The following is a 24119-nucleotide window of genomic DNA, read 5'->3' as shown; positions in this document are numbered from 1 at the left end:
TGCCCCAGGGCTTGCGGGCCGAACCATCGCGGGGAATTTACCCGCGCACGGCCGCGATCATGGCCAGCGCCTCGCGCGTCTCCCCCACGTCATGTACGCGCAGGATGGAAGCACCCTTGAGGGCGGCAAAGAGGGCGACCGCCACGCTGGGGATGAGGCGATCCGAATCCGCCAATCCCTCGGTCTTACCGATGAAGGACTTGCGGGAAGCGCCGATCATGATGGGACAGCCCAATCCGTCCAGGGCTTCGAGATGTTCGAGCAAGGCGTAATTGTCCTTCGGCCGTTTCCCGAATCCGATGCCTGGATCCACCGCGATGCGATCGGCCGCCACTCCCATGGCGGCCAGCAACTGCACCCGTCCCATCAGGTAGTCCCGCACTTCGACCACGACATCCAGGTACGACGGGGCGCGCTGCATATCCTTAGGGGTGCCGCGCATATGGTTCAGGACCAGGCCGGCGCCGAAGGCCTGGGGAACCTCCAGCATCAGGGGATCCCGCTCCATGGCGCTGATATCGTTGATGATGCTGGCGCCCGCTTCCAGGGCCGCCCGCGCCACGTTCGCTTTCATCGTGTCGATGGAGATGGGAACCGCGAAGCGCTTCCAGATGGCGTCCACCACGGGCCGGGTACGGGCCAGTTCCTCGGCCTCCGCGACCGGTTCGGCCCCGGGCCGGGTCGACTCCCCGCCCACGTCGAGGATGTCCGCCCCGGCTTCCAGTAAGGCTTCGGCGAACCGCAAGGCCTCGTCCACGCCTGCGTGCTTGCCCCCGTCGAAGAAGGAGTCCGGGGTAACATTGAGGATACCCATCAACAGCGGCCGGTCCCCGCCCAGGATTATATCCCCGGCCCGCCAGGGACGGGGCTGTACGGTAACGATGGGGGCGCCCCAGGGATTCCTCTCGCTCACGCTTCCGCTCTCCCCTGTTCTCCCTAAAACATCCCGGAAAAAGAAAGACCCCGCTGGGCGCGGGGTCTTCTGGAAGTTCAATCCGATGGGATCAGGCCTCGGCGTCGAAGCGGCCGCCCTTGCCCTTGTCGTCTTCGCCTTCCTTCAGGTCGCCATCGGGCATCCCGGATCCCGTCGCCGGCTTGGATTCGCCTTCCAGCGCCGCGGCGGTGGCCTCGCGCAGGCGGCGTTCGGGAACGCCCTTCAGGTAGGAGCGGCTCTTGCGGGTGTCGGTCAGCATCTCGCCGTCCATGGCCTTCATGATCTCGTCCTTCTCCAGCACTTCATGCTGGATGAGGGCTTCGGCCAGGTTCACCAGCTTCTGCCGGTTCTCGCCCAGCAACTGGGTCACGCGGTCCATCTGGTTTTCCACGAGCTTGCGCACCTCGCGGTCGATTTGGATGGCGGTGGCCTCGGAGTAATCCCGATGCTGGTTGATCTCGCGGCCCAGGAAGATCTCTTCCTGCTTCTTGCCGTACGAGAGCGGCCCCAGATCGGACATGCCCCATTCGCATACGTACTTGCGGGCCAGCTCGGTGGCGCGTTCGATGTCGTTGGAGGCGCCCGTATTCTTCTGCCCGAAGACGAGGAGCTCGGCGCCGCGCCCGCCCATCAGGATGGCGATCTTGTCGAGCACGAAGCGCGAGTCGACCGTGTACATGTCCTTCTCGGGCAGCTGGAAGGTTATCCCCAGCGCGCGGCCGCGCGGGATGATGCTCACCTTGTGCAGGGGATCCGAATACTTCACCAACAGCGAAACCACGGCGTGGCCGGCCTCGTGGTAGGCGGTGGTTTTCTTCTCTTCCTCGGTCAGGATGCGGGACAGGCGTTCGGTCCCGATCATGATCTTGTCCTTGGCCTCCTCGAAGTCGATCATGGCCACCTGGTTGCCGCCGAAGCGGGCGGCCAGGAGGCAGGCCTCGTTCACGAGGTTTTCCAGATCAGCTCCCGAAAGGCCGGGCGTGCCCTTGGCGATCTTGGCGATGTCCACGTCCTCGCGGACGGGGACCTTGCGCTTGTCCAGATGCACGCGCAGGATGCCTTCGCGGCCCTTGGAATCGGGCAGGTCGACGACCACCTGGCGGTCGAAGCGCCCGGGGCGCAGAAGCGCCGGGTCCAGCACGTCCGCGCGGTTGGTGGCGGCGATGAGGATCACGCCTTCGTTGCTGTTGAATCCGTCCATCTCGACGAGCAATTGGTTCAGGGTCTGCTCGCGTTCGTCATGACCGCCGCCCAGGCCGGCGCCGCGATGGCGTCCCACGGCGTCGATTTCATCGATGAAGATGATGCACGGGGCGTTCTTCTTGCCTTGCTCGAACAGGTCGCGCACGCGCGAAGCGCCCACGCCCACGAACATTTCCACGAAGTCGGAGCCCGACATGCTGAAGAAAGGAACCTCGGCCTCGCCGGCCACGGCCTTCGCCAAGAGGGTCTTGCCCGTCCCGGGAGGGCCCAACAGGAGCACGCCCTTGGGGATGCGCCCGCCCAGCTTGCTGAACTTGGAAGGATCCTTTAGGAAGGCGATGATCTCTTCCAACTCCTGCTTGGCCTCGTCGGCGCCGGCCACGTCACGGAAGGTCACCTTGGGCCGGTTCTCGTCCATCAGGCGCGCTTTGATTTTGCCGAAGGAGAAGATGCCGCGCGGACCGCCCATGCCGCCGCCTTGGCGCGCCATCATGAACCAGAAGAAGCCGATCAGCAGGAAAAGCGGAAACAGCGTGGAGAGGTAGCTGAGCCACCGCGTCTCTTTGATGAATTCGACCTTGACGCCGCGGGAGGTGAGTTCGTCCAGCAGCTTGAGCATGGGCGCGTCGATATCCGGCAGCAGGGTCTTGAACTTGATGGTGCGGGCGCTGAAGGCGCTATGGGTTTCCTTGCGGTGGGCCTGTTCGTCCGGCGTGAGCTTGCGTTCGCCCACCAGGACGTAGCCTTCGCCGATGCGCTGCAGTTCTACCGAAGTGATTTGGATGCTGGTATCCGCCACCATGGCGCGGAACTCGGAGTAGTTCTTCTCTTCCACCGGATTCTGCGAGTCGAGCAGCTGGACCAGGAAGATGGAGACCAGCACCATGATGAGGATGAGGGAAAGGTTCTTCCTCTTCCACTTGTTGCCGCCGGGAGGCACGGGTTGTTTCGTGTCCGGCAACTTCCGGTTAATGGGCGCGTTCTTCTTGTCTTCCACGAGCTTGCTCTTCTGGTCGTCTAGGGGTTCTCGCATATCATCACCAATTCCAGGATGTGGGTGGTACTGCCACGGACCTTGAAGAAATCTGAAATCCCGTAACCGGGGACCCAAGCCGGGATTTCTCCCGCGCTATGATCTCCCGTCGGGATTCCGGCATCGTCGGAGTGCTTATCGGATTCGCCATCCGCCGTCCCGCCCGCCCCATGGCATGACACGACGATGGGAAGCGAATCCCTCAGGGCGGCAGGAACCTTCTCCTCGTTGAAAAAAGTCTTCAATTTGCGCGACCGGCTTTGGGTTCCCAAGGGAGAAAAGTGATCGCCGTCCTTCCGGATTCGTACCTGTAATGTACACGAAATACGGTCCGCATCAAAGATCGCCCTCTCCTCCGAGGACGCCGGGTACGCCAGGTCCGCGGGCCTGGGATACCGGCGCGCCGTTAAGGTAAACTTCCGCTCGCCCCAACGCCATGTGGCCAAGACCGAGCCATTATCCAGTATAACCCTTTGGGCCTGGGGGGAGCAGGTTTTTTTTGCCTGCGGATCGCCGCTTTCCGAGAGGGAACCAGCGCGCACGCAATAAATCCCGCGTTTTTCCCGGACGAAGGCGAGCTCCGGCGCGATTTGCACCCGCAGCGCGTCGGAATCTAAGGCCCATTGCCGCAGGAACTCGCGCAGTATCGCGGGCGTAACCGTCGGCGCGGTTTCCAATCCGGTGGAAGGCGCGGCCGCGCGAGACAGGGATTGCAACCAGTAACGGAGGGATTCGCGATCTTCCCCGTGGACCTTTTCGGCAACCACGGCCGGATCGAGATACGCCGAACCCGCATCGTCCTTGCGCATCGCCTGGTCCATGGCTTCCAGGGAATCGAACCCGATGCCGATGGAGGCGATGTCCGCTGCCATGGCGGCCACGCGCGCATCGATATCGGGCTCGCGGGCGCGCAGGGCCGGCAGGTATCGGTGGCGGAACCAATTGCGGTTAAGGGTAACGTCGGCGTTGCTGGCGTCCTCGCGCCAGGCGGAGCCCAGGGCAGCGGCGTAGGCGCGGATCTCGCCGCGGGTACGATCGAGCAGAGGACGGACGATGCGGCCGCGGCGGAAAGGGATGGCGGCTAGGCCGCGGGGACCGGTGCCGCGGTACAGGCGCTGGAAAAAGGTCTCGACGAGATCGTCCCGGTGATGGGCGGTGAGGATGAAGTCGGCCCCGGTCTCCGTCGCGGCGGCCTCGAAGCGGGCGTAGCGTTCGCGTCGCGCCCACATCTCGATCGATTCGCGCGGCGCCCGGGACGCGGGATCGAGAACGAAAGTCTGCAGGCCGACCCCCAGTTCGGAACAGGCGTGCGCGACGAAGGCGGCGTCTTGGGCGGATTCGGGGCGGAGACGATGATCGATATGGACGGCGAGGAGGCGAAGGCCGAGCCGGGGAGCCTGGCGGTGGCAGACGTTCAGGAGGGCGATGGAATCGGCGCCTCCGGAAACACCAACTAAAAGGGTCAGGCCCGCGGGATCCCAGCCGCGGCGCGCCCAGTCGGCGCGCAGGGCGGATTCGAAAACTTCGGTTGCGGAAGGCGTGGGCATGGGCTGGTCCCGGGGAACAAAACCTCGCGAAAGGTCCGCCGAGGGCGGATTTATCGGGCGTCCGGGGCCGCCAGGGGCTTTCCTTGGACTTCCCAGGCCGCGCCCTTGCGTTCGCGGAAGAAACAGCTCTTGTAGCCTTCGTGGCAGGCCGCGCCGATGCCCTGGGGAAGCACGCGGAACAGCAGGGCGTCCCCGTCGCAATCGAGGCGCGCGGCGACCACCTTCTGGGTATTGCCCGAGGTCTCGCCCTTGATCCAAAGTTTCTTGCGCGAGCGCGACCAATAGGTCATGAACCCGGTGGAGAGGGTCAGGGCCAACGACTCGCGGTTCATATGCGCGAGCATGACCACCTCGCCGTCGCGATCGTCCACGGCCACCGCGGTGACCAGGCCGTCGGGCCCGAACTTGACCGCGCCCAGGAGGGCCTCGGCATCGGGGGTAACGGCGGGGTTACTGGCGGACATGGCCGTTCCCTTCCACTTCCCAGCGGTAGGTGGTGAGGCTTTCCAGGCCCATGGGGCCGCGCGCATGCAGCTTGTCGGTGCTGATCCCCACCTCTGCGCCCAGGCCGTATTCGGTGCCGTCGGCGAAGCGCGTGGAAGCGTTCACCATCACCGAAGAGGAATCCACGCCGGCCAGGAAAGCTTTTTTGACCTTGGGGCTCTTGGCAAGCACCGCATCGGTATGCCCGGTCCCGTACTTGGCGATATGCGCGATGGCCTCGTCCACGCCGTCCACCATCTTCACCGCCAGCTTGAGGTCGAGGTACTCCTCGCCCCAATCGGCTTCCACCGCCGGTTTCACGCCGGGATGCAGGTTGCGGATGAACTCGTCGCCGCGCAGCTCCACGTTATGCTCCACCAAGCTGTCCAGGATGCGTTTGACCTGGGCCGGCTTGATGTGGCCGTCGATGAGCAGGGTCTCCATGGCGTTGCAGACGCCGGGGCGCTGGGCCTTGGCGTTCACCACGATGCGCTCGGCCGCCGGCATGTCGGCGGTCTTGTCGATGTAGATGTGGCATACGCCCTTGTAATGCTTGATGACCGGGACGCGGGCCTTTTCCACGACGCTTTGGATGAGCCGTTCGCCGCCGCGCGGGATGACCAGATCGATGTGCCGGACGTCGCGCAAGAGCTCGTCGACGAGGAGATGATCGGGTTTCGCCACCAACTGCACGGCGCGTTCGTCCACGCCCTTGGCCTTCAGGGCCGTGCGGAAAATGTCCGCGAAGACCGCGTTGGTACGGGCCGCCTCCTTGCCGCCGCGCAGGATCACCGCGTTGCCGCTCTTGAGGCAGAGGGCCCCGCCGTCGATGGTGACGTTGGGGCGCGACTCGAAGATGAAGAGGATGGTGCCGATAGGCACGCTGACCCGCGCGATCTTGAGGCCGTCCTTGCGCTTGGCGCGGCTCAGGACCCGGCCCAAGGGATCGGGCAGGAGGGCGATGTCCTTCACGTTTTTGGCGATGGCCTGGATGCGGGCCGGATTGAGCATCAGGCGATCGAGCATGGCGGAGGAAAGGCCGCGCTCCTTGCTATCCTCCATGTCCTTGGCGTTCTCCCCCAGGATTTCCTCCTGGCGCGCGACGAGGGCGGCGGCGACCGCTTTCAATACGGCATCGCGTTTGGCTCGGGGCAGCCCGCGGACCTGGCGGGAGGCTTCCCGGGCGTTTTCGCCCAGGACCCGGGCGTAGGCGGTGAGATCTTCCATTAATGCCAATGTAAGAAGGCTCCGCGCGGACGGAAAGGCGCGCCGAGGGCGCTAGGAAGGGGTTCGGCAGGAAGGTATCTTCGAAGAGAGCAGGCCTCGGGAGGTAACCATGTTCGGTAAACTCTTGCGGATTTTCATCGCATTCCGGCTCTTCAATTGGATGCGCGGGCGCAGGCGATCTCGCTGGCCGGCCATGGGACGGCGGGGCTGGGGCGGAGCCAACTACTACGATCCGCTCCATGGCCACGGCCTGGCGGGCCTGTTCGGGCGGCGGCGGCGGTCGTTTATCTGAATCAGGCGTTCAATAAATCACGAGCTGATCCCGGTGGATCACCTCGTCGGGTCCTTTGCGGCCCAAGAGTTCCGGGATGCGCGCGCTTTTCTGCCCGCGGATGAGTTGCACTTCCGAGGCCGCATAGGCCGCCCGCCCCCGCCCGATCACTTCCCCGTCCGGAGCGCATACCTCCACGAAGTCCCCGGCCTTGAAATTGCCGCGGCATTCCCGGATGCCCGCCGGCAACAGGCTGGACTTGCGCGTCTTCATGGCGCGGACGCCGCCTTCGTCGAGAAGCAATTGGCCGCGGGCCTTGGACACGAAGGCCAGCCAGCGCTTGTCGCGGCCGATCTTGTCGGGATTGGGGAGGAACAAGGTGCCGATGGCCTCGCCCTGGACCAGGTCGAGGAGACGGGCCCCATGGCCGCGGGTCAGGACCGCGGGCGTGCCCGCCTCCGCGGCTTGCCGGATTGCGAGAAGCTTGGCCTTCATGCCCCCGACGCTCACTTTCGATCCCGGCTTTTCCTCGGCCAGTTTCAGGATGTCCGCCGTGATGCGCGGGACCACGGCGATGGCTTCCGCGTCGGGATGGGACTTGGGGTTCTTCGTGTAGAGCCCCGCTTCGTCCGAAAGGATGATCAGAAGATCGGCTTCCAGGAAATGGGCCACGTCCGCGCTCAACTTGTCGTTATCGCCGACCTTGATCTCTTCCGTGGTGATGGTGTCGTTCTCGTTGATGATGGGGATGACGCCCTTGTCGAGCAGGGTCCCTACGGTCTTGCGGATGTTGTTGAAGCGGGTGCGGTCGCGGAAATCGTCCCCGGAGAGGAGGATCTGGGCCACCGTCTTCCCCCGGCGCGCGAAGGATTCGGAATACATATGCATCAGGCGGATCTGGCCGATGGCGGCGCAGGCCTGCTTCTCGGGCAACTCCTGCGGACGCGAAGCGTAACCGAGGGCCCCCATGCCCACGCCAACGGCTCCGGAGGTCACGAGCACCACGGCGTACCCGCCATCATGCAAGAGGGAGATTTGCCCGGCCAGATGATCGAGCTCTTTGGAAATAGCGTTGTCCTCGTCCACGAGGATCTTGGTGCCCACCTTCACGACCAGGCGGTGCAAGGAGCGGAAGAGGTCTTTGCGGATGTCGTCCATCGGGGGACAATCTAGATCAGAGGCCGGGAAAATGCAGGGGTCGCCCTCCCGGGACGGCGCGGAAGACCGCCCGGAGCCCTTACCGAATCGTCTCCAGGTCCTTCAGCAGCTTCTGGTACTTTTGCTTTTCGGTCTCGAGACGCTGGTTCTCCGTGCGTAAATCGGTGCTTTCCCTTTCCAGGGATTCCACCCGTTCCTGCAAGACCCGATCCGAAGCTACCGGCTTCGCTTCGGCTTCTTCCGGGCGCGCGCGGGCCAGGGCATGGGCTGCGCAGGATTCCCGCACCAGCTTCAAGAGCAGCATGGCGTGCACCTTGCGGGGCCCCGGCGCCCATTTGCCCTGCGAGGCTTCCAACAAGGCCTGGGCCGATTCGGGTTGATCGCGATACAGCCAGGCCACCACTTTCCAATACGCGGCGGCCTCGCGATCGGACGTCTTGCCGGTAGCGAAGGCGCTGTCGGCCATGCGCAAGGCTTTCTCCCATTCGCCCTTGGCGGCCGTGCGCGCCAGGGCGCGATCGAGCGAGGGCGGCGCGGAATCCCCGACGGGGCCCGTCGCCGGGGCGGTGGCGCAAGCGGCCAGAAGCGCCGCGGATAAAGGGAGGGCCCAGAGGAAACGGTGAGGCAGACGGCGCATCATTGTTCCCTCGGCCGCACCTGGCTGGCCCGCGCCAGATCGATCATCTGGTCCTTATCGCCGATATAGTCTTGCGTTATCGGCTCCCGGATCTCCTTCAGGCGCTGGGTCACCAGGAAGATGCGGCGCACCTCGGCGATGATGGAATCCAGCTTGGAGCGCAGGTTGTCGTCGGCGTTCTCCAGCACGGCCAGCAGGAACTCCGCATTGCCGCTGATGATCATGAGCGGGTTGTTGATTTCGTGGTTGACGCTCCGCACGATCTGCTCGATGGCCTCCAGGCGCCTGAGCCGCACCTCGGCATTGCGCTTTTGATCGAGCTGGAGGGACATGTGGTTGAAGACTTCCGCCAGTTCCCCCATCTCGTTGCGCGAAGTCACGTTCACCTGGTAGCCCAACGATCCCTTGCCGATCTCCATCGCCCCCTGCTTGAGCTTGCCCATGGGATCGAGGATTTTCCATTTCAGGATGACGGCCACGTAACCTACGATGGCCAGCAACAGCAGCAGGGAATAGATAAGGCGGTCCTTAGCGCGGCCCAAGCTGTTGCGCAGGCTCAGTAGCTTATCCTTGCGCTCCCCGCGCATCAGCTCCTGGGCCGCCGACAGGCCTTCGCGCAGCACCTGCTCGTAGTTCTTGAAGGTCTCGTTGGTCGCCGAGTCCAACTCGACCTGCTTGGGCGGTTCGGAAGGCGCCAGGGCCGCCCGCTTGGAAGCGGAGCGCCCTCGAAAGGACGACGCGGTCGCCCGCATGGGCGAGGGGGTCCCCTTGGCCCCCCCGCGCACCCGGGCCGGCCGCGAGGCGATCCGGGAAGCCTTCGCGTGTTTTCCGCCGCGCTTAATCCCTTCCATCCCGGCTTGGGAACGGGATGGCGCGCTAACGGCCGCCGCCGCGGTCCGGGCCGAATCGGCGCGCGCAGTCATGCGCCGGATGGCCTGGTCCTTGGCGAAGCCGTCCAGCAGTTCCATGTACTCCAGGTGCTTGTCGTGGAGCTCATGCAGCTGCCGGGTGGAACCCGCCAGGGTATCCGGCCCGATGTTTTCGATCTCCCGATAGATATCGCTGGCTTCGTTCAACGTCACCTGGAACGAACGCAGGTAGCTTTCGTTCCCCAGGGACATGAGCTTGGTCCTCTCCCGCGCGCTCGCGGAGAGGGTATTGATCCAGCTGGATACGCGGTCGTTCACCTCGGCCGATTCGGCCAATTGCCGCGTCTTAACGAGGATGATGGTCATTTCATGGAAAAACAACATCAGCAGGAAAAGGATGCCCACGAACACGCCCAACACGACGGCGGGCAACTGGAATCGCAATGTGGCGAAGATCTTCGGCATAGCGTGATTGGCATCCCGGCCACGCGGGCGGCCGATCCTTAGGTTTTCTCCATCATAGCGGCTGGACCGCAAAAGGGGCAAGTTTTGCATTCCTTCCCGAAATCCCCAAAAAACTGGGTCCGCGCCCTTGCTTTAACGGGGCTGGCGGGTATCGCGCCCGTGCGGGCCTACGGGCCGGAGGGAGAGGCTTTGCTGGAAGCCTTGCGGGACCATATGGCATCCGGGCGAGGCGGCGAAGACGCCTACCAGGAAGCGTTGCGGATGCTGGATGCGGATCCGGAAGGCGGCTGCGAGGAGTGGCTGGAAGGCGGCGAAGCCGACGGCGGGGCCGACGAGGATCCCGCTTGGGAAGAAAGCCTACGCTCCGTCTGCCCGGAAGCTTCCGGGGAAAGATCCCGTGTCAGCGATGGCCGCCTCGACCGGCGGGCGCACGGAGGACCCGCGCTTGATCTATCCGCCTCCCAATCGGCCCGCCCCCGGGAAGACGGCCCGGCCCCGACGCGATGGTCGGCCAAGGGCCGGGATGCCGGTGCGGCTCTGGAGGTTTCGGGGCAAGGCGGGGAATTGCGGCGGCGATCCGCCCGCATCGGCATCGGCGGCTTCACGGCGCAAGCCGGCCACCTGGGCCGGTTCCTGGAACCCACCCGTATCGCCTGCGTGGCCGGGAACGGCGACTATGCCGGCGAAGGCGGTTCCTCCGGAATTTCCGGGCCCTTGGCCTCGGGATATCCGGGCCTGGACGGCTTGGCTTTTTCGGGACGTTCCGGGCCTTGGCGCGCGCAGGCTGCCGGCGCGTGGAACCGGCTCGCCGGAGCGCCCCTCCAGGGTAACCTCGCGGTTACTCCGAGGAGGGATGCGGGGCTCGTGGCCGCGGGCTTGGCCCATGCCCGGGACGAAGGCCCGGATCTGCGGGCGCAGGTCATGGCCTTACGGCTGGAAACGGGTGGGGCTCCCGCGACCTGGCTCGAGGTGGCGGGAACGCAAGCGGCGGCGCGGGCGGGGGACTGGTCGGGGAAGGCCGCGGCGGCGATCTCGGCCGGCCCGTCCCGGGATCGGTTCCGGCGCTTCGGGGCCTACGCGGAAGCCGCCTTGTCCTTCCGGAACGCGCAGGATACCTCCTTTCAAGATGCGAATCGCTATGCGAATCACGATGCGAATCACGCCGCGATACACGATTGGATTACCGGTCGCAATACCGCCGCCGATCCCGTGGCGGCCAGCGGTCGGTTGCGTCTACGTCAAGCGTTCCGGGAATGGGCCGATCCCCTGCAGTCTCCCCGGGGTAGCTTGCGCGATACGGTGGGCGGATGGGCCATGGAAGCGCCCGGCGCGGGCGGGGCGCGGGCCGAATCCTCTTTTCCCCTGGCCCGGTACGGAGATTACGCGGCCGGGCTGCGCGCTTCGGCCGCCGCGGATTGGGCCGGGGCCGGCGCGGACGCGGAGGCTTCGGAGGCCGGCCTGGACGCGGGACGGGGCGAAGCCTTCCTGATCCAGGCCTACGGGCCTTTCACCTGGACCTTGGGCGGAGGCTTGGCATGGCGAAAGCCCGGGAGCGGGGCCCCGCCGGCCGGGGGGTGGGGCCTGGGTTTGGAATGGCGGCAGGGGTTTTGGGGGGCCGCGGCGGTATTGTCCCGTCGCGCTCCCGATTACTCGGGATCGCGTCCTATGCCCTTGGACCTGTCCCTGTCCCGCGGGCCTCAAGGCCGTTGGCGGGGCGCGATCTGGACGGTGGCCTGGTCCGCGGCGGATGCACGCCGGCCGGGCCGCGCGCAACGGGTGGACCTGCGGCAAAGCTGGCTGGGCGGAAAAGGATTATGGATTGAGCAGAAACTGCGCCTACCTTGGACGCCGGACGGCATCGCCGGCGATCTGGCGTATCACATCAGCGTAGCGGCGGAATTCTGACCGGAATACTCCTTACGGGCTACCAGTTCCTCATCGCGGCGGCGGTAGGCGAGATCTTCCGCCGACCGGCTGGTAATGGACTGTACCTCGAGATCGCGGATCAAGCGCGAACGGAGTCTCCGATTGGAAAGCAGGGCCCGCCAGAGTTCTTCGTTTTCCCGTTCCATGGGACCTCCTAGGCCGGGGCCGTTTTCGCCGGGCCGGCCGACGCCGTTGGGCGCCAATTGGAAGTGAAGCAAAGACCGTTCCTGTCCCGAAGATTCCGGAAGCGCCGCGGTTTCGCCGTCGGCTTTCCGGTTTGTCAAGCATTGGCCGGGCTTTTTGGCCAGTAGTGGCACCGGCCCGGTCCGACGTAACACGCAGAATACCTGGGGAAACCTCCTTCAGGCCGCGGCCCGGGCCTGCCCGCCCGCGGCTTGGAATAGTTCATCGAGGGATGACAAATCGCGGTCCCCGTGCCGCACGCGCGGGCGGGAGACGCGATCCCATCTGAAAACCTGGCTGCGCTTGCCCTCGGGCTCGTGCCCCTTGAGGAAATAATCCCGCCCGTAGTGGTAGATTTCGTCCACGTCGACATTCACCGGAGTGGCCGGGCCGCCGTCGGGGCGGTATTCGAAGGCCAGCGGGATGGGACGTCCGAGATAGTCGGCGATGCGATGGTACCGCAAAGCGTTCAGGGTCTCCATGCGGACCCGATGTTGGTATTTGCGGAAGAAACTCCCGGCGAGGAGCAGGCTCAAGGCAGCGAAGGCGAAAGCCAAGGTGAGCATGGGGCATATAATAAGGGCATCGCGGGATTCCAGCGCGGGAATAATCATCCCCATTCTCCGTCGGCAGCTCTCCGGGCGGCCGGATCCCGTTCCTATTCCGACCTCGCATCCCGGAATTCCCCGCTCAATCGCCCGGATTTCAGCTTGTCGCCCTCGAATTCCGCAAACGGCGGAAAAGGCTTGCGCGCTGGCGGATAGGATGGTATTCGCGCGAGGTGATACGCGGATTCCGCCAATCGGGAAACCCGGATGCTACCTCCGCTTTGGGGAACATAGGTGATACCCAGGGGTAACATGCGCGATACCTAGGTCTCCGCGGACCTCGGGCGGTACGGAGAAGGACCTGGCTACCGGTTCGCTTAAAGGCGTCCCCGGCCCGGAGCGGGGCCCGCATCGGCTTCCAATCGGTAAATGACCCCGTTCGAGTAGCCGACCACGTACAGGTTCCCGGCCCCGTCCGTCCCGAAGGAGGACGGGGAGGCGGGCAGGGTCAGGAGTTTTTTCGCATCGGTAGGCTTGCCGTCGGAGCCGCGGCGCAGGGACCACAGGGTATGGCCGGCGAAATCGGCGAAGAAATAGGCGCCGTACCACGGGGAAGCCGGATCCCCGCGGTACACGTATCCGCCGATGATGACGGTCAGTTGGTCGCGGGTGAAATCGATCAGGGGAGCCTGGAAGGCGGCATGGCAACTGTCCGACTGATGGCAGGAATTCCCCTCCATCCATCCCCAACCCAGGTTATCGCCCGCATGCGCGATATCGATCTCCTCCCGCACGTCCTCGCCCACGTCCCCGATCCACATATCGCCCGTGGCCGCATCGAAGCTCCACCGCCAGGGGTTGCGCACCCCCAGGGCCCAGATCTCCGGACGCGTGCCCGTTTGCCCCACGAAGGGATTGTCCGCGGGGACCCGGAAGGAATCGGGCGCGTTGACGTCAATGCGGAGGATCTTCCCCAACAGTTGCGATCGATCTTGGGCCGAGTTGGTGTTCGCGCCGTCCCCGGTCGCGACGTACAGGTAACCGTCCTTGGGCCCGAAGATGGGCAAGGCCGATTTATGGTTCGGGTGCGGCGGCTGCACGTTCTTGAGGACCAGGCGTCCCGGTTTGCCGGAGTCCTTGAGCAGAGTGGCATCGGCCTCGCGCTCTTCGATGACGGTGGCCAGGTCGCCGCTCTTCGGAACGTAATGCAGGTAATACTTCCGGTTTTCCGTGAAGCGGGGATGGAAGGCGATGCCGAGCAGCCCCATCTCCCCATCGCCCCGCACCGGGAGCTTGAGGAATTCCGACCGGGCCCAGCCCGTATCGGTCCGGCTGATCAGGACCACCGTCCCCGAATACTCTTCCAGGGCTACATAGGCATCGGCCCGGCCCGGGAGCGCCCCGAACCAGACCGGATTGGAAAGGGGGACCTTGGCCTTATCGAAAACCGGCACCGCGCGGATGCCGCCCCCCGCGACAAATCCGGAATCCAATCCCACGGGCGTTGTCATGGTATCCGCGGGGCGCACGGAAACCCCGGTATCGGCGGAGTCCGGAGGAGGATGGAGGGTTCCCGCGCCCGTATCGGCGGGCAAGTTCCCCGTGCTCCCAGTCGTCGTGAATGGGTTATCGCATCCGGACCAGCAAAGGAGGGCGGCGATGCAAGCGCAGGCCGCGAAATCGAGCTTTCGCCAATCGAGGTTCCGCATAAGCCTCCGCGGGAAGGTATGCCCAAGGGGAAAATAAATGCCGTGGAAACCGGTGGCGGAAAAAAACCCGGGGCGGTTCGCCCCCTGGGTAGCGCCGGCGGCGCTTTAGAGTACGACGGCGGCGCCCGAAATCCGGGAGCCGATTAGGCCAGGCCGGCGGGGATGCGTTCGAACTGGAGGATGGCCTCGAAGGTCTGCCGCTCGCGGATGATTTCGGCGCTATCGCCGTGGATCAGGACTTCGGGGGCCAGCTTGCGCGTATTGTAATTGGAGGACATGGCCGCGCCGTAAGCGCCGGCATCGTGCAGGATCAGGTAATCGCCGACCGCGGCTTCGGGGAGCTTGCGGGTGGTGACGACGCCGCCTTCTTCCTGGGTGAACACGTCGCCCGATTCGCAGAGGGGCCCCGCCACGATGACGTCCTGGGCCACTTCCGGAACGCGGCCGTCGGCGGTGCAGATGGAGATCTCATGGTAGGCCCCGTACATGGCGGGCCGGATCAGGGTGTCGAAGCCGGCGTCCACCAGATAGAATACGTTGCCGCCGGTGTTCTTCACGGAACGGATCTGGGTCAGCAGCGAGCACGACTCCGCCACCAGGTAACGCCCGGGCTCCACTTCCAGGGAAACGACGTGGCCAATCTCGCGTTCGATGGCCTTACGGGCCTTGTCCCAAAGGCCATGGTAGGCGGCGATGTCGATGCGGGCCTGGTCCTTATGGTAAGGGATGGGCAGTCCGCCTCCCGCGCTGATGACCTTGAGACGCGGGCCCATGCGCTTGGCGGTCTTCACCATGGCATCGCATACGGTGGCGAGATGGTGGTAATCGCTGCCCGAGCCGATATGCATGTGGAGCCCGTGGATGTTGACGCCGGCGGCTTCGCCCAAGCGCAGGCATTCTTCCACTTCGGTATGCCAAATCCCGTGCTTGGAATAATTGCCGCCGGTATTCACCTTGCGCGAATGCCCATGGCCGAAACCGGGATTGATGCGCAGGGTGACTTCCGCGCCGGGACAGGCCCGGCCCAATTGCGCGATCATGTCCGGCGAACCCACGTTGACGGGGATCTTATGCTCGCGGATGAGCCGCAAGGCGTCTTCGTCGAAAAGATCGGCGGTGAATACGATGGAGGGCGCCGCATTCGCGGCGCCTTGCAATCCGCCTGCGGCGGATTGCGCTAATTGGGAGCCTCCAGTGTAGCCGACCTTGAGGGCGCGGTAGATTTCTCCGGCGGAGACCGCATCGACCGCTACCCCGTTCTTCTTCATGAGCGCCAGGATGGCGATATTGGAGCATGCCTTCTGGGCGAAGCGGATGACCTCGAAAGCCTTGAGCTCGGCGATGCGCTTCTCGATCACTTCGCGCTCGTAGAGGAATACGGGGGTCCCGAATCGTTGCGCCAGTTGCGGGATCGGCAGGGAGCCGATTTGGGTGAGCAGGTTCTTCATGGGCCGGGGATCCTCCGGCGGGGAAAGATAGCAAGGAAATTAGGGGGGTTCCGCGCCCGGCCCGGCAGGTCCGCCGAGCCCGGCGGGCCGGGGCCGCAGCGCCGCCGTTACGTCGGGGACCCGGGCGTATCCGGTTTACGGAGTAGCCGCGCCGCCTTCTTTGGCCAGCGCCTTTTCCGCCGCCGCCGTGGCGGCCGCCGCTTCCGCTTTCGTCTTCCCGTCGTCCCCCAGGGAGTACTTGGCCATCATGAACTTCTCGAGCACGGTGACCGCTTCGGTCATGCTTTTCTCGAGCCGCGCGAGCTGGAAGAACAGGCTGAGGAAATAGAGGCCGAGGCAGAAGATGAGGAGGCCGAGGATGACGGACATGGGGAGAGTGTACGATCACCCGTCGGGGGAGACAAGTAAGACAGGGTAAAGGGTAAAGGGTTAAGGGTTAAGGGTTAAGGGCAGTAGACGGTTCCCCGTCTTCTTTTACCCTGTCCCCTTTACCCTGTACCCTAACGAAGGAAAGACCTAGTCCGGTCTCAATTGAACAACTTCTCCGCGATCTGCACCGCGTTCAAGGCCGCGCCCTTGCGGATCTGATCCCCTACCACCCAGATATCCAGCGTTTTCGGCTGGGTGAGGTCCTTGCGGACGCGGCCCACCAGCACCGGGTCCCGGCCCGAGGCGTCCAAAGGCATGGGCCAGCGGTTATTGCCGCGGTCCTCGGCCACTTCCACGCCGGGGGCCGCTTTCAGGATGCGGTAGACTTCCTCGATATCGGGCTCTTGCTCGAATTCGATGTTGAGGGCTTCGGAATGGGCGCGCAGTACGGGCACCCGTACGCAGGTGGCCGTGATACGGATTCCCGGCTCATGGAAGATCTTCTGCGTCTCCTTCACCATCTTCAGTTCTTCTTCGCAATACCCGTTGTCCGTCATCGGCGAGTTGTGCGGGAAGAGGTTGAATGCGTACGGATGCGGAATGACCGTGCGGTTGAATTCCTTCCCCTGGATGTAGGCGGCTGTTTCCTGGACCAGTTCGTCCATCGCCACCGCGCCCGCGCCGCTGGCGGCCTGGTAGGTGGCGGCGACCACGCGCTTCACCTTGTAGCGCTTATGCAGCGGGAAGAGCGGAAGCGCCATGATGATGGTGGAGCAGTTGGGATTGGCGATGATCCCTTTATGCTTGGCGATGTCCTCGGGATTGATTTCGGGGATCACCAGCGGCACGCCTTCGATCATGCGGAAATAGGAAGTGTTGTCGACTACGACCGCGCCGGCCTTCACGGCCGAAGGCGCGAATTCCTTGCTGATCTTGCCCCCGGCCGAGGCCAGCACCAGATCGATGCCTTGGAACGAATCGTGTTTCAGCTCCTGGACCTTGATGTCCTTGTCCTGATACTTGAGGGTTTTTCCGGCGGACCGGGCCGACGCCAGGAGCCGCAATTCCGAAACCGGGAAATTGCGTTCTGCCAATATGTCCAAAAGCTCCGTGCCCACCGCGCCGGTGGCGCCCATGATCGCGACCCTGACTCCCATATCCATTCCTTACTGAGCTCCGGAAAAGCCCGGGCGGTCCATAGCCGCGGGGTTTCCGAGGCTGCGGCAACTGCTCGAATTTAATAAATTATTGCGGATTCCCGGAACGCACCGAGGCCGTTCCCCATAAGACAGGCCGACATCTCCCAGGAAAGAAACAAATGGAATTGAGCGTACAGAACCAAGGCGCTTTCGTGAACCGGCACATCGGACCGGATGAGTCCCAGCTTAGCGATATGCTGAAGGTCGTCGGATCGGCAAGCCTGGATGAGCTGGCGCGCAAGACGGTGCCCGCGTCCATCCGTTTGCCCGCGCCTTTGGACCTGCCGGCTTGGGAGAACGAAGAGCGCTTCCTGAGCGAAGCGCGCGCCTTGGCTTCCAAGAACAAGATCCTCAAATCCCATATCGGGCAAGGCTATTACGGTACGGTGACGCCCGGCGTCATCCTACGCAACGTGCTGGAGAACCCGGGCTGGTATACCGCCTACACGCCTTATCAGGCCGAGATCGCCCAGGGCCGCCTGGAAGCCCTGATCAATTTCCAGACCCTGGTGATGGATCTGACGGGGATGGAAATCGCCAACGCCTCGCTACTCGACGAAGGCACCGCCGCCGCGGAAGCGATGACCATGTTGCATGCTCTGCGCGAGAACGCCGCCGCCGGGGTTTTCCTGGCGGGCAAACGCTGCCATCCGCAGACCTTGGACGTGCTGCGCACGCGCGCGGAACCCCTGGGAATCGAACTGCGCATCGTCGATGAAAGCGAAATGGTTACCGCTATCACCGGCGGCACCGCCGCGGTCGCTTCGACCGCCTCGTTCGGCATGCTCTTGCAATATCCGGACACCTTCGGCAACGCCGCCGACTACGCGGAACTGGTCCGCAAGGCGCATGCCGCCGGCGTCAAGGTCGCCGTCGCCACCGATCTGCTGGCCCTGATGCTGCTCGCCTCGCCCGGATCCTTCGGCGCCGACGTGGCGGTGGGCTCGGCCCAGCGCTTCGGCGTGCCCATGGGCTATGGCGGCCCGCATGCCGCCTTCATGGCCACCAAGGACGCCTTCAAGCGCCAGATGCCCGGCCGCATCATCGGCGTCTCCCTCGACGTGCACGGGCAGCGCGCCTACCGCATGTCCTTGCAGACCCGCGAGCAGCACATCCGCCGGGACAAGGCCACCAGCAACATCTGCACCTCCCAGGTGCTGTTGGCCGTGATGGCCGGATTCTACGCCGTGTACCATGGCCCCGAAGGCTTGAAGCAAATCGCAGCGCGCACCCATGCGCTGGCCCGCGCCCTGGAGCAGGGCCTGGCCTCGCTCGGGATCAAACAAGCGAATGCCGCTTATTTCGACACCTTGCATCTGGCCCTCGATTCCGGGGCGGCCGCCAAGGTCCGCACCGAGGCCCTGTCCGCGGGCCGCAACCTGCGCTATCTGGAAGACGGTAGCGTGGGTGTTACCCTGGACGAAACCTCCGGCCTCGAGGACGTGGCCGCGCTGGCCGGCATCTTCGCCAATGCCTTGGGGAAACCGGTCCCGGCCCAGGGCGCCGCCGAAGCCTGGGCGCAGGGTCTCTCCCTCGCCTGGCCCAAGGCCTTGCTCCGCGCGGACGCCGTGCTGACGCATCCCGTTTTCAACAGCCACCGCAGCGAAACCGAGATGCTGCGCTATATCAAATCCCTGGAGAACAAGGATCTGTCGCTGACCCATTCCATGATCGCCTTGGGCTCATGCACCATGAAGCTCAACGCGACCTCCGAGATGATCCCGGTGACGTGGCCCGAATTCGGGAACCTGCATCCCTTCGCCCCCGCCGACCAGGCCGAAGGCTACCGCCGCATGTTCGCCGACCTCGATCGCGATCTGGCCGCCGTCACGGGACTGCCCGGCGTTTCCCTCCAGCCCAATGCCGGCTCGCAAGGCGAATACGCCGGCCTGATGGTCATCCGCGCCTACCATAAGGGCCGCGGGCAAGGCCATCGCGACGTATGCCTCATCCCGCAATCCGCCCACGGCACCAATCCCGCCAGCGCGGTGATGGCCGGCTTCAAGGTGGTGGTGACCGCTTGCGATGCCAAGGGCAATATCGATTTGGCGGACTTGCGCAAGCAGGCTTTGGCCCACAAGGACAATCTCTCCTGCCTGATGGCCACCTACCCCTCCACCCACGGCGTGTTCGAAGCAGGCATCAAGGAAGTCTGCGCCATCGTGCACGAGTGCGGCGGCCAGGTTTACATGGACGGCGCCAACATGAACGCGCAAGTGGGCCTGTGCAGCCCCGGCACCATCGGCGCCGACGTCTGCCACCTGAACCTGCACAAGACATTCTGCATCCCGCATGGCGGCGGCGGACCGGGCATGGGCCCCATCTGCGTGGCCGCGCACCTGAAGCCCTATCTGCCCGGCCACGCCGTGGTCAAGACTGGCGGCGAGAAGGCCATCCATGCGGTTTCCGCCGCGCCCTGGGGCAGCGCCAGCATCCTGGCGATCTCGTGGGCCTATATCCGCATGATGGGCGGAGCCAACCTGACGCGCGCGACCAAGGTCGCCATCCTCAACGCCAATTACATGATGAAGCGTTTGGAGGCGCATTATCCCGTGCTGTACGTGGGCGAGAACGGCACGGTCGCACATGAGATGATCCTCGACTGCCGCAAGTTCAAGCAGACCGCCGGCATCGAGGTGGAGGACATCGCCAAGCGCCTGATGGACTACGGCTTCCATGCCCCCACGGTTTCCTTCCCCGTAGCCGGCACCCTGATGATCGAACCCACCGAGAGCGAATCGCAAGCCGAGATGGATCGCTTCTGCGACGCCCTCATCGCCATCCGCAAGGAGATCGCCGCCATCGAAGCGGGCCAAGCGGACAAGTCGGATAACCCCCTTAAGAACGCGCCCCATACGGCCGCCCACGCCCTGGCCAACGAATGGAAACATGCCTATTCCCGGGAGCAGGCGGTCTATCCGCTGCCCTGGGTGAAATCCCATAAGTTCTGGCCCGCCGTGGGACGGATCAACGCCGCCTACGGGGACAAGAACCTGGTTTGCGCCTGTCCGCCCATCGAATCGTACGTCTGAGGAAGTCGGACGTATAGGACCACGAAACCCTCCCCGGGGCGTTATATTCCTTTACTCCGATAGGCCGCTAGGCCCATCGGCCACCTGAGGGGATCAGGGAGAATCAGAATGTCCGACTCGCGCCTGCGCCATAGCCTTGTCCTGGCCTTTGCCCTACCCGTTTCCGCCTTCGCCCAGACTTTCGTCCCGCCGACGCTAACGCTTCCGGATTCCATCATGGCCACCGGCACCCAGATGAAATGGGTCAAGAAGGTCCCCCAATATTGCGAGGGCGCCTCGGTCGATCCCATCGACGGTACGGTCTACTTCACCGAACAGCTTTCCAACAGCACCCTGAACTGGCCCATCTGGAAAATCGATCCCGCCGTTCCCAGCGACACGGGAACGCGGTGGATCGTGGCCAGCAACCAGAGCAACGGCCTTTTCGTGGACGGGCAGGGCAGGGTCATCGCGGCGCAGAAGGGTAAGGTCGTACGCTATAAGAAGGACGCGACCGTCGATGCCGAGCTGGCGACGAGCGGGAAGACCGCCACTTTCAACCAGTCCAACGATTTCAGCATGGGCAAGGACGGTTCCTTCTACTTCACCGACCTGGGCGCCAACATCTTCTACGCCGACGCGCATGGGACGACCACCATCGCGGCCACGGGAGTGAACGGCGCCAACGGTATCGAATGGCTGGAGGACGAGAAGGTGGTGAACGTGCAGTCGACCGGGGTCAATCGCCGCTACGACGTGGGCGCGAACGGGGCACTTGCCAATCCGCGCGACTTCTTCCCCGTCAGCATCGGGGACGGCTGCGAGGTGGATAGCCACGGCAACTTCTACCTGGTCGATTACGGCGAAGGCACGGTCTACGTGGTCAACGCCGCCGGAACCAAGATCGGGAGCATCGCTTTCAAAAGCCAAACCGCCCCTTATGATCCATCGCAAGGGAAGGCGGGCAATGTCGACAATTGCCATTTCGGCGGGAAGGACTGGAAGACCTTGTATTGCACCGGTGACGGCGGCTTGTATTCTTTGGATCTCAAGATCCCCGGCCGCGCCTGGCCGCAAACCGGTACGACCGCGCTGCGTTCGGGCCCGCGCCTGGATCTGCGCCCCAGGGCGATGAAATCCTTCCGGGCCGATGGACGTTGGTGGAAAGACGGGATCCCGGGCCGGGCGGAAGGGCCGCGGCTTCCGATCCTGCGCGCGACGCCTTAGATCAGGGCTTTATATCCCGCCGCATCCAGCAGGCCGTCTTGGCCGCCGGTTCCCTTCACCTTGATGATCCAGCCCTTTCCGTAAGGGTCCTGGTTGATGACGCCGGCATCGGCGGCCAGGGCGGTGTTCACGGCTTCCACGGTTCCGGAAATCGGCGCGTACAGTTCGGCCACGGTCTTTACGGCTTCGATGGTCCCGAAGCTTTGGCCCGCGGTCACCGTCGCGCCCACCTTGGGCAGCTCGACGAAGACGATATCACCTAATTCCCGCTGGGCATGGTCGGTGACGCCGATGGTGGCGACGGCGCTCTCGAACTTCGCCCATTCATGATCTTTGGTGTACTTCAATCCATCGGGAACAAGGGACATCGCGTCCTCCTAAGTAAATGGGCTCTACTCGCCGGAATCCTGGGCGCCCAGCATCTCGCCGGCCTTCTTGAATTCGGCATTGGCTTCCTGGGCGCCGTGCCGGAAAGCGGCGGCATGCTGCTTTTCCTCGGTATCGTTCTCGGCCTTGAAGAAACGCTCGGCATTGTAAGCGGCGGCGATCAGGGATTCCATGCCCTTGGAAAGCGCGTCCACGGCGCCTTTCAACTGCGGCGGCATTTTGGCGGCCACGGCGCCTAGCTTATCCTTGTCCTTACGCGCTTCCGCCAGGTAACCGATGGCGCGGTTCTGCAAACCCTCGTATTCCTCGTCCGAAATATCGGCGACGGCGCCCAGGTTGAGCGAGGCCAGGCTGCGGGCGGTATGACGGGCCGCTTCCAACACGCCTTTGAGTTCGTTCTTGCCTTCCGCGACGGCGGCATCGCGTTGCGAAGTGTTGATAGCCGCGGTATCCGGGCCGGGCGGAGGCTCGGGCGGTTTGACGGGCTCCGGGGCCGGGGGAGGCGCTACGACCACGTCGCCTTTGCCCAGATCGCCGCTCGCCACCAGTTGGCTGGTATGGAAGACGGCGGCGCACAGGGTGAGGATGGCGAGGAAGTAGGAGAGTACGACCCGCGCGGGGCCGCGGGCATTGATGGCGCCGATGAAGGCGGTGCATGCGACGGCGTAAAGCAGGGTCAGCAGCAGCAAGTCGTTCTTCATCCACGCTCCTTCGACGAGATATCTCGAAAGCGTGCAGGAATATAAAATCAGGGGCGAGGGGCTCCAAGCCGCTGGGGTTGCTATTTTTCGGCGTGATGCCCCCTTCCGCGACCTTGGAAAGCGCGCAGCCCGCGCTCGCCGAGCCCATCGGGATCCTCGGATACGGCGTGGAAGGCGCCAGCACTTGCCGCTTCCTGCTCGCGCGAGGCTTCACGGATATCACCGTCTTCGATCGGAATCCGCCCAAGGACCTGGATCGGGGCGTTCGTTACGCGGGAAGCGGCGAAGGTTCCCCCTACGGATACCTGAGCGGTTTGGGTTCGATGCGCACCGTCTTCCGATCCGCGGGCGTACGTCCTGATCTCCCCCCCCTGGCCGATTTCCTGGCCCGCGGCGGGATCCTGACCTCCCAGACCGGCCTCGCATTTTCCCTGGTCGGCGCCGACCGTATCATCGGCGTTACGGGTACGGTCGGCAAGGGTACCTGCTGCTCCCTGCTCGACGCCATGCTCCGGGAGGCCGGCATCGCCGCCCGCCTGGGGGGTAACATCGGCGTGCCCGCCCTGGAATTGGCCGGCGCCCTCGACCCCGGGGAAAAGCTGATCCTGGAGCTATCCAGCTTCCAGCTCTCCACCCTATCGCAGAGCCCGCGCCTGGCTGCCGTGCTGCGCACCACCTCCGAGCACCTGGATTGGCACCACGATCGCGAAGAATATTGGTTGCACAAATCGCGCCTGGTCTCGTTCCAATCCCCCTCCGATGCGCTCGCCTTTTGCGCCGATGCCGAGGGCAGCGCCTGGATCGCCGCCCGCTCCCCCGCCCGCAAGCTGCCCTTCGGCTCCGGATCCGAAATCCGCATCGACGGGGACTCGGTGACCTGGATCAAGCGCGGTTTCCGCGTACCGCTCGCCGCCACCCGCCTCACGGGAGCATTCAACCTGGAGAACATCGCCGCCGCCGGTACGCTCGCGCTGGAAGCCGGCGCCGAACCTCGCCATGTGGTGGCCGCCGCCATGACCTTCAACGGCCTCGAGCATCGCCTGGAGTTCGTGCGCGAGCGCGCTGGGCTCTCGTTCTACAACGATTCCTACGCCACGCGCCCGGAGGCCGCCATCGGGGCCATCCGCGCCCTGTCCGATCGGCCCCTCGGGCTTATCCTGGGCGGCTCGGAGAAGCATGCGGATTTTTCCGAACTTGCCGCCGTCGTGGCCGCGTCCCCTCATGTCAGGGCCGTCGCCCTCATCGGCCAAACGGCGGGGCGCCTGGAGGCGAGCTTACGCGCGGCCGGGATTCCCCGCCCGGACGGATCGCCCGCCTTGGAAACCTGCGCGGGCTTGGAAGAAGCGACGGCATTCCTCATGGACCGCGTGCCGCAGGGATCCCTTCTGCTTTCCCCCGCCTGCGCCAGCTTCGGCCTGTTCGAGAACTACAAGGAAAGGGGCAAGGCTTTCAAGAAGCTCGTGGCAGGATTGTGATTCCGGTCTTGGGGCCAAGGCCCAATAGGTTATATTAACTGCGTGCCCTATCCGCGGCCAGGCGCGCCGGCGCGCGAACGCCGGTCTTGAACTCTTAGATCGGAGCGTC

21 protein-coding genes are annotated in these 24119 nt (G+C 64.5%); 5 read left to right on the top strand and 16 right to left on the bottom strand.

All coding sequences use genetic code 11. The annotated features are described in order from the left end of the window. Positions 1-37: 37 nt before the first annotated feature. The 5 genes from folP to JF616_15830 form a co-directional block, all read right to left on the bottom strand. Positions 38-814 (bottom strand): dihydropteroate synthase, encoded by a 777-nt coding sequence (folP, locus tag JF616_15850; GenBank protein ID MBW8889228.1) that lies wholly within the window; start codon positions 812-814, stop codon positions 38-40. A gap of 190 nt (positions 815-1004) precedes the next feature. Then, complete coding sequence (ftsH, locus tag JF616_15845; protein ID MBW8889227.1) at positions 1005-3023, bottom strand: ATP-dependent zinc metalloprotease FtsH; 2019 nt, start codon at positions 3021-3023, stop codon at positions 1005-1007. Positions 3024-3154: 131 nt separating this feature from the next. Further along, on the bottom strand, positions 3155-4717 hold the full coding sequence (tilS, locus tag JF616_15840; GenBank protein ID MBW8889226.1) for a tRNA lysidine(34) synthetase TilS: 1563 nt from the start codon (positions 4715-4717) through the stop codon (positions 3155-3157). 50 nt (positions 4718-4767) lie between these two features. After that, positions 4768-5181: a phosphoribosyl-AMP cyclohydrolase gene (gene hisI / locus JF616_15835; GenBank protein MBW8889225.1), complete on the bottom strand. Its 414-nt coding sequence runs from the start codon at positions 5179-5181 to the stop codon at positions 4768-4770. Next, a complete protein-coding gene (locus JF616_15830) occupies positions 5168-6427 on the bottom strand; it encodes a glutamate-5-semialdehyde dehydrogenase (GenBank protein MBW8889224.1) in 1260 nt (419 codons plus the stop codon). Before JF616_15830 ends, hisI begins: the two co-directional genes overlap by 14 nt. A gap of 109 nt (positions 6428-6536) precedes the next feature. Between JF616_15830 and JF616_15825 the strand changes: the two genes are divergently transcribed. Beyond that, entirely contained in the window at positions 6537-6719 is a 183-nt protein-coding gene (locus JF616_15825) for a hypothetical protein (GenBank protein MBW8889223.1), read from the top strand. A 9-nt stretch (positions 6720-6728) separates the two neighbouring features. Here the strand turns inward: JF616_15825 and proB are convergent, their stop codons facing one another. The 3 genes from proB to JF616_15810 form a co-directional block, all read right to left on the bottom strand. Continuing rightward, a complete protein-coding gene (gene proB, locus JF616_15820; protein MBW8889222.1) occupies positions 6729-7856 on the bottom strand; it encodes a glutamate 5-kinase in 1128 nt (375 codons plus the stop codon). Positions 7857-7935: 79 nt separating this feature from the next. After that, positions 7936-8496, bottom strand: coding sequence for a hypothetical protein (locus JF616_15815; GenBank protein MBW8889221.1), 561 nt, complete (start codon positions 8494-8496; stop codon positions 7936-7938). Next, complete coding sequence (locus JF616_15810) at positions 8493-9827, bottom strand: HAMP domain-containing protein (protein ID MBW8889220.1); 1335 nt, start codon at positions 9825-9827, stop codon at positions 8493-8495. The genes JF616_15815 and JF616_15810 overlap by 4 nt, the downstream gene beginning before the upstream one ends. Positions 9828-10016: 189 nt before the next feature. On the opposite strand from JF616_15810, the gene JF616_15805 reads away from it, so the two are divergent. Further along, positions 10017-11732: a hypothetical protein gene (locus JF616_15805; protein MBW8889219.1), complete on the top strand. Its 1716-nt coding sequence runs from the start codon at positions 10017-10019 to the stop codon at positions 11730-11732. On the opposite strand, the gene JF616_15800 is transcribed toward JF616_15805, so the two are convergent. The 6 genes from JF616_15800 to JF616_15775 all read right to left on the bottom strand — a co-directional run bounded on the left by JF616_15800 (position 11705) and on the right by JF616_15775 (position 17173). Continuing rightward, on the bottom strand, positions 11705-11899 hold the full coding sequence (locus JF616_15800; GenBank protein ID MBW8889218.1) for a hypothetical protein: 195 nt from the start codon (positions 11897-11899) through the stop codon (positions 11705-11707). The two genes, JF616_15805 and JF616_15800, sit on opposite strands and share 28 nt — an antisense overlap. 216 nt (positions 11900-12115) lie before the next feature. After that, complete coding sequence (locus tag JF616_15795; GenBank protein ID MBW8889217.1) at positions 12116-12550, bottom strand: hypothetical protein; 435 nt, start codon at positions 12548-12550, stop codon at positions 12116-12118. A 311-nt stretch (positions 12551-12861) separates the two neighbouring features. After that, complete coding sequence (locus tag JF616_15790; GenBank protein ID MBW8889216.1) at positions 12862-14193, bottom strand: PQQ-dependent sugar dehydrogenase; 1332 nt, start codon at positions 14191-14193, stop codon at positions 12862-12864. 143 nt (positions 14194-14336) lie between these two features. Beyond that, positions 14337-15641, bottom strand: coding sequence for a diaminopimelate decarboxylase (lysA, locus tag JF616_15785; GenBank protein ID MBW8889215.1), 1305 nt, complete (start codon positions 15639-15641; stop codon positions 14337-14339). Between the two features lie 135 nt (positions 15642-15776). Continuing rightward, on the bottom strand, positions 15777-16010 hold the full coding sequence (locus tag JF616_15780) for a hypothetical protein (protein MBW8889214.1): 234 nt from the start codon (positions 16008-16010) through the stop codon (positions 15777-15779). Between the two features lie 158 nt (positions 16011-16168). Next, entirely contained in the window at positions 16169-17173 is a 1005-nt protein-coding gene (locus tag JF616_15775; GenBank protein ID MBW8889213.1) for an aspartate-semialdehyde dehydrogenase, read from the bottom strand. A 155-nt stretch (positions 17174-17328) separates the two neighbouring features. On the opposite strand from JF616_15775, the gene gcvP reads away from it, so the two are divergent. Together gcvP and JF616_15765 are read left to right on the top strand one after the other, a co-directional pair. Then, positions 17329-20241 (top strand): aminomethyl-transferring glycine dehydrogenase, encoded by a 2913-nt coding sequence (gene gcvP / locus JF616_15770; GenBank protein ID MBW8889212.1) that lies wholly within the window; start codon positions 17329-17331, stop codon positions 20239-20241. Positions 20242-20349: 108 nt separating this feature from the next. Beyond that, complete coding sequence (locus tag JF616_15765) at positions 20350-21447, top strand: SMP-30/gluconolactonase/LRE family protein (protein MBW8889211.1); 1098 nt, start codon at positions 20350-20352, stop codon at positions 21445-21447. On the opposite strand, the gene gcvH is transcribed toward JF616_15765, so the two are convergent. Together gcvH and JF616_15755 are read right to left on the bottom strand one after the other, a co-directional pair. Continuing rightward, on the bottom strand, positions 21444-21815 hold the full coding sequence (gene gcvH, locus JF616_15760; GenBank protein MBW8889210.1) for a glycine cleavage system protein GcvH: 372 nt from the start codon (positions 21813-21815) through the stop codon (positions 21444-21446). The genes JF616_15765 and gcvH overlap by 4 nt on opposite strands. Positions 21816-21839: 24 nt before the next feature. Next, entirely contained in the window at positions 21840-22535 is a 696-nt protein-coding gene (locus JF616_15755; GenBank protein ID MBW8889209.1) for a hypothetical protein, read from the bottom strand. 92 nt (positions 22536-22627) lie between these two features. On the opposite strand from JF616_15755, the gene murD reads away from it, so the two are divergent. Then, the gene (gene murD, locus JF616_15750) at positions 22628-24010 is read left to right on the top strand and encodes a UDP-N-acetylmuramoyl-L-alanine--D-glutamate ligase (GenBank protein ID MBW8889208.1); all 1383 of its coding nucleotides are present in this window, start codon (positions 22628-22630) and stop codon (positions 24008-24010) included. The last annotated feature ends 109 nt before the right edge of the window (positions 24011-24119 follow it).

Source organism: Fibrobacterota bacterium (genome assembly GCA_019509785.1).
Classification (GTDB): Bacteria; Fibrobacterota; Fibrobacteria; order UBA11236; family UBA11236; genus Chersky-265.
The sequence above is the reverse complement of the archived record's forward strand: the minus strand, read 5'-3'. Positions and strand labels throughout refer to the sequence as shown.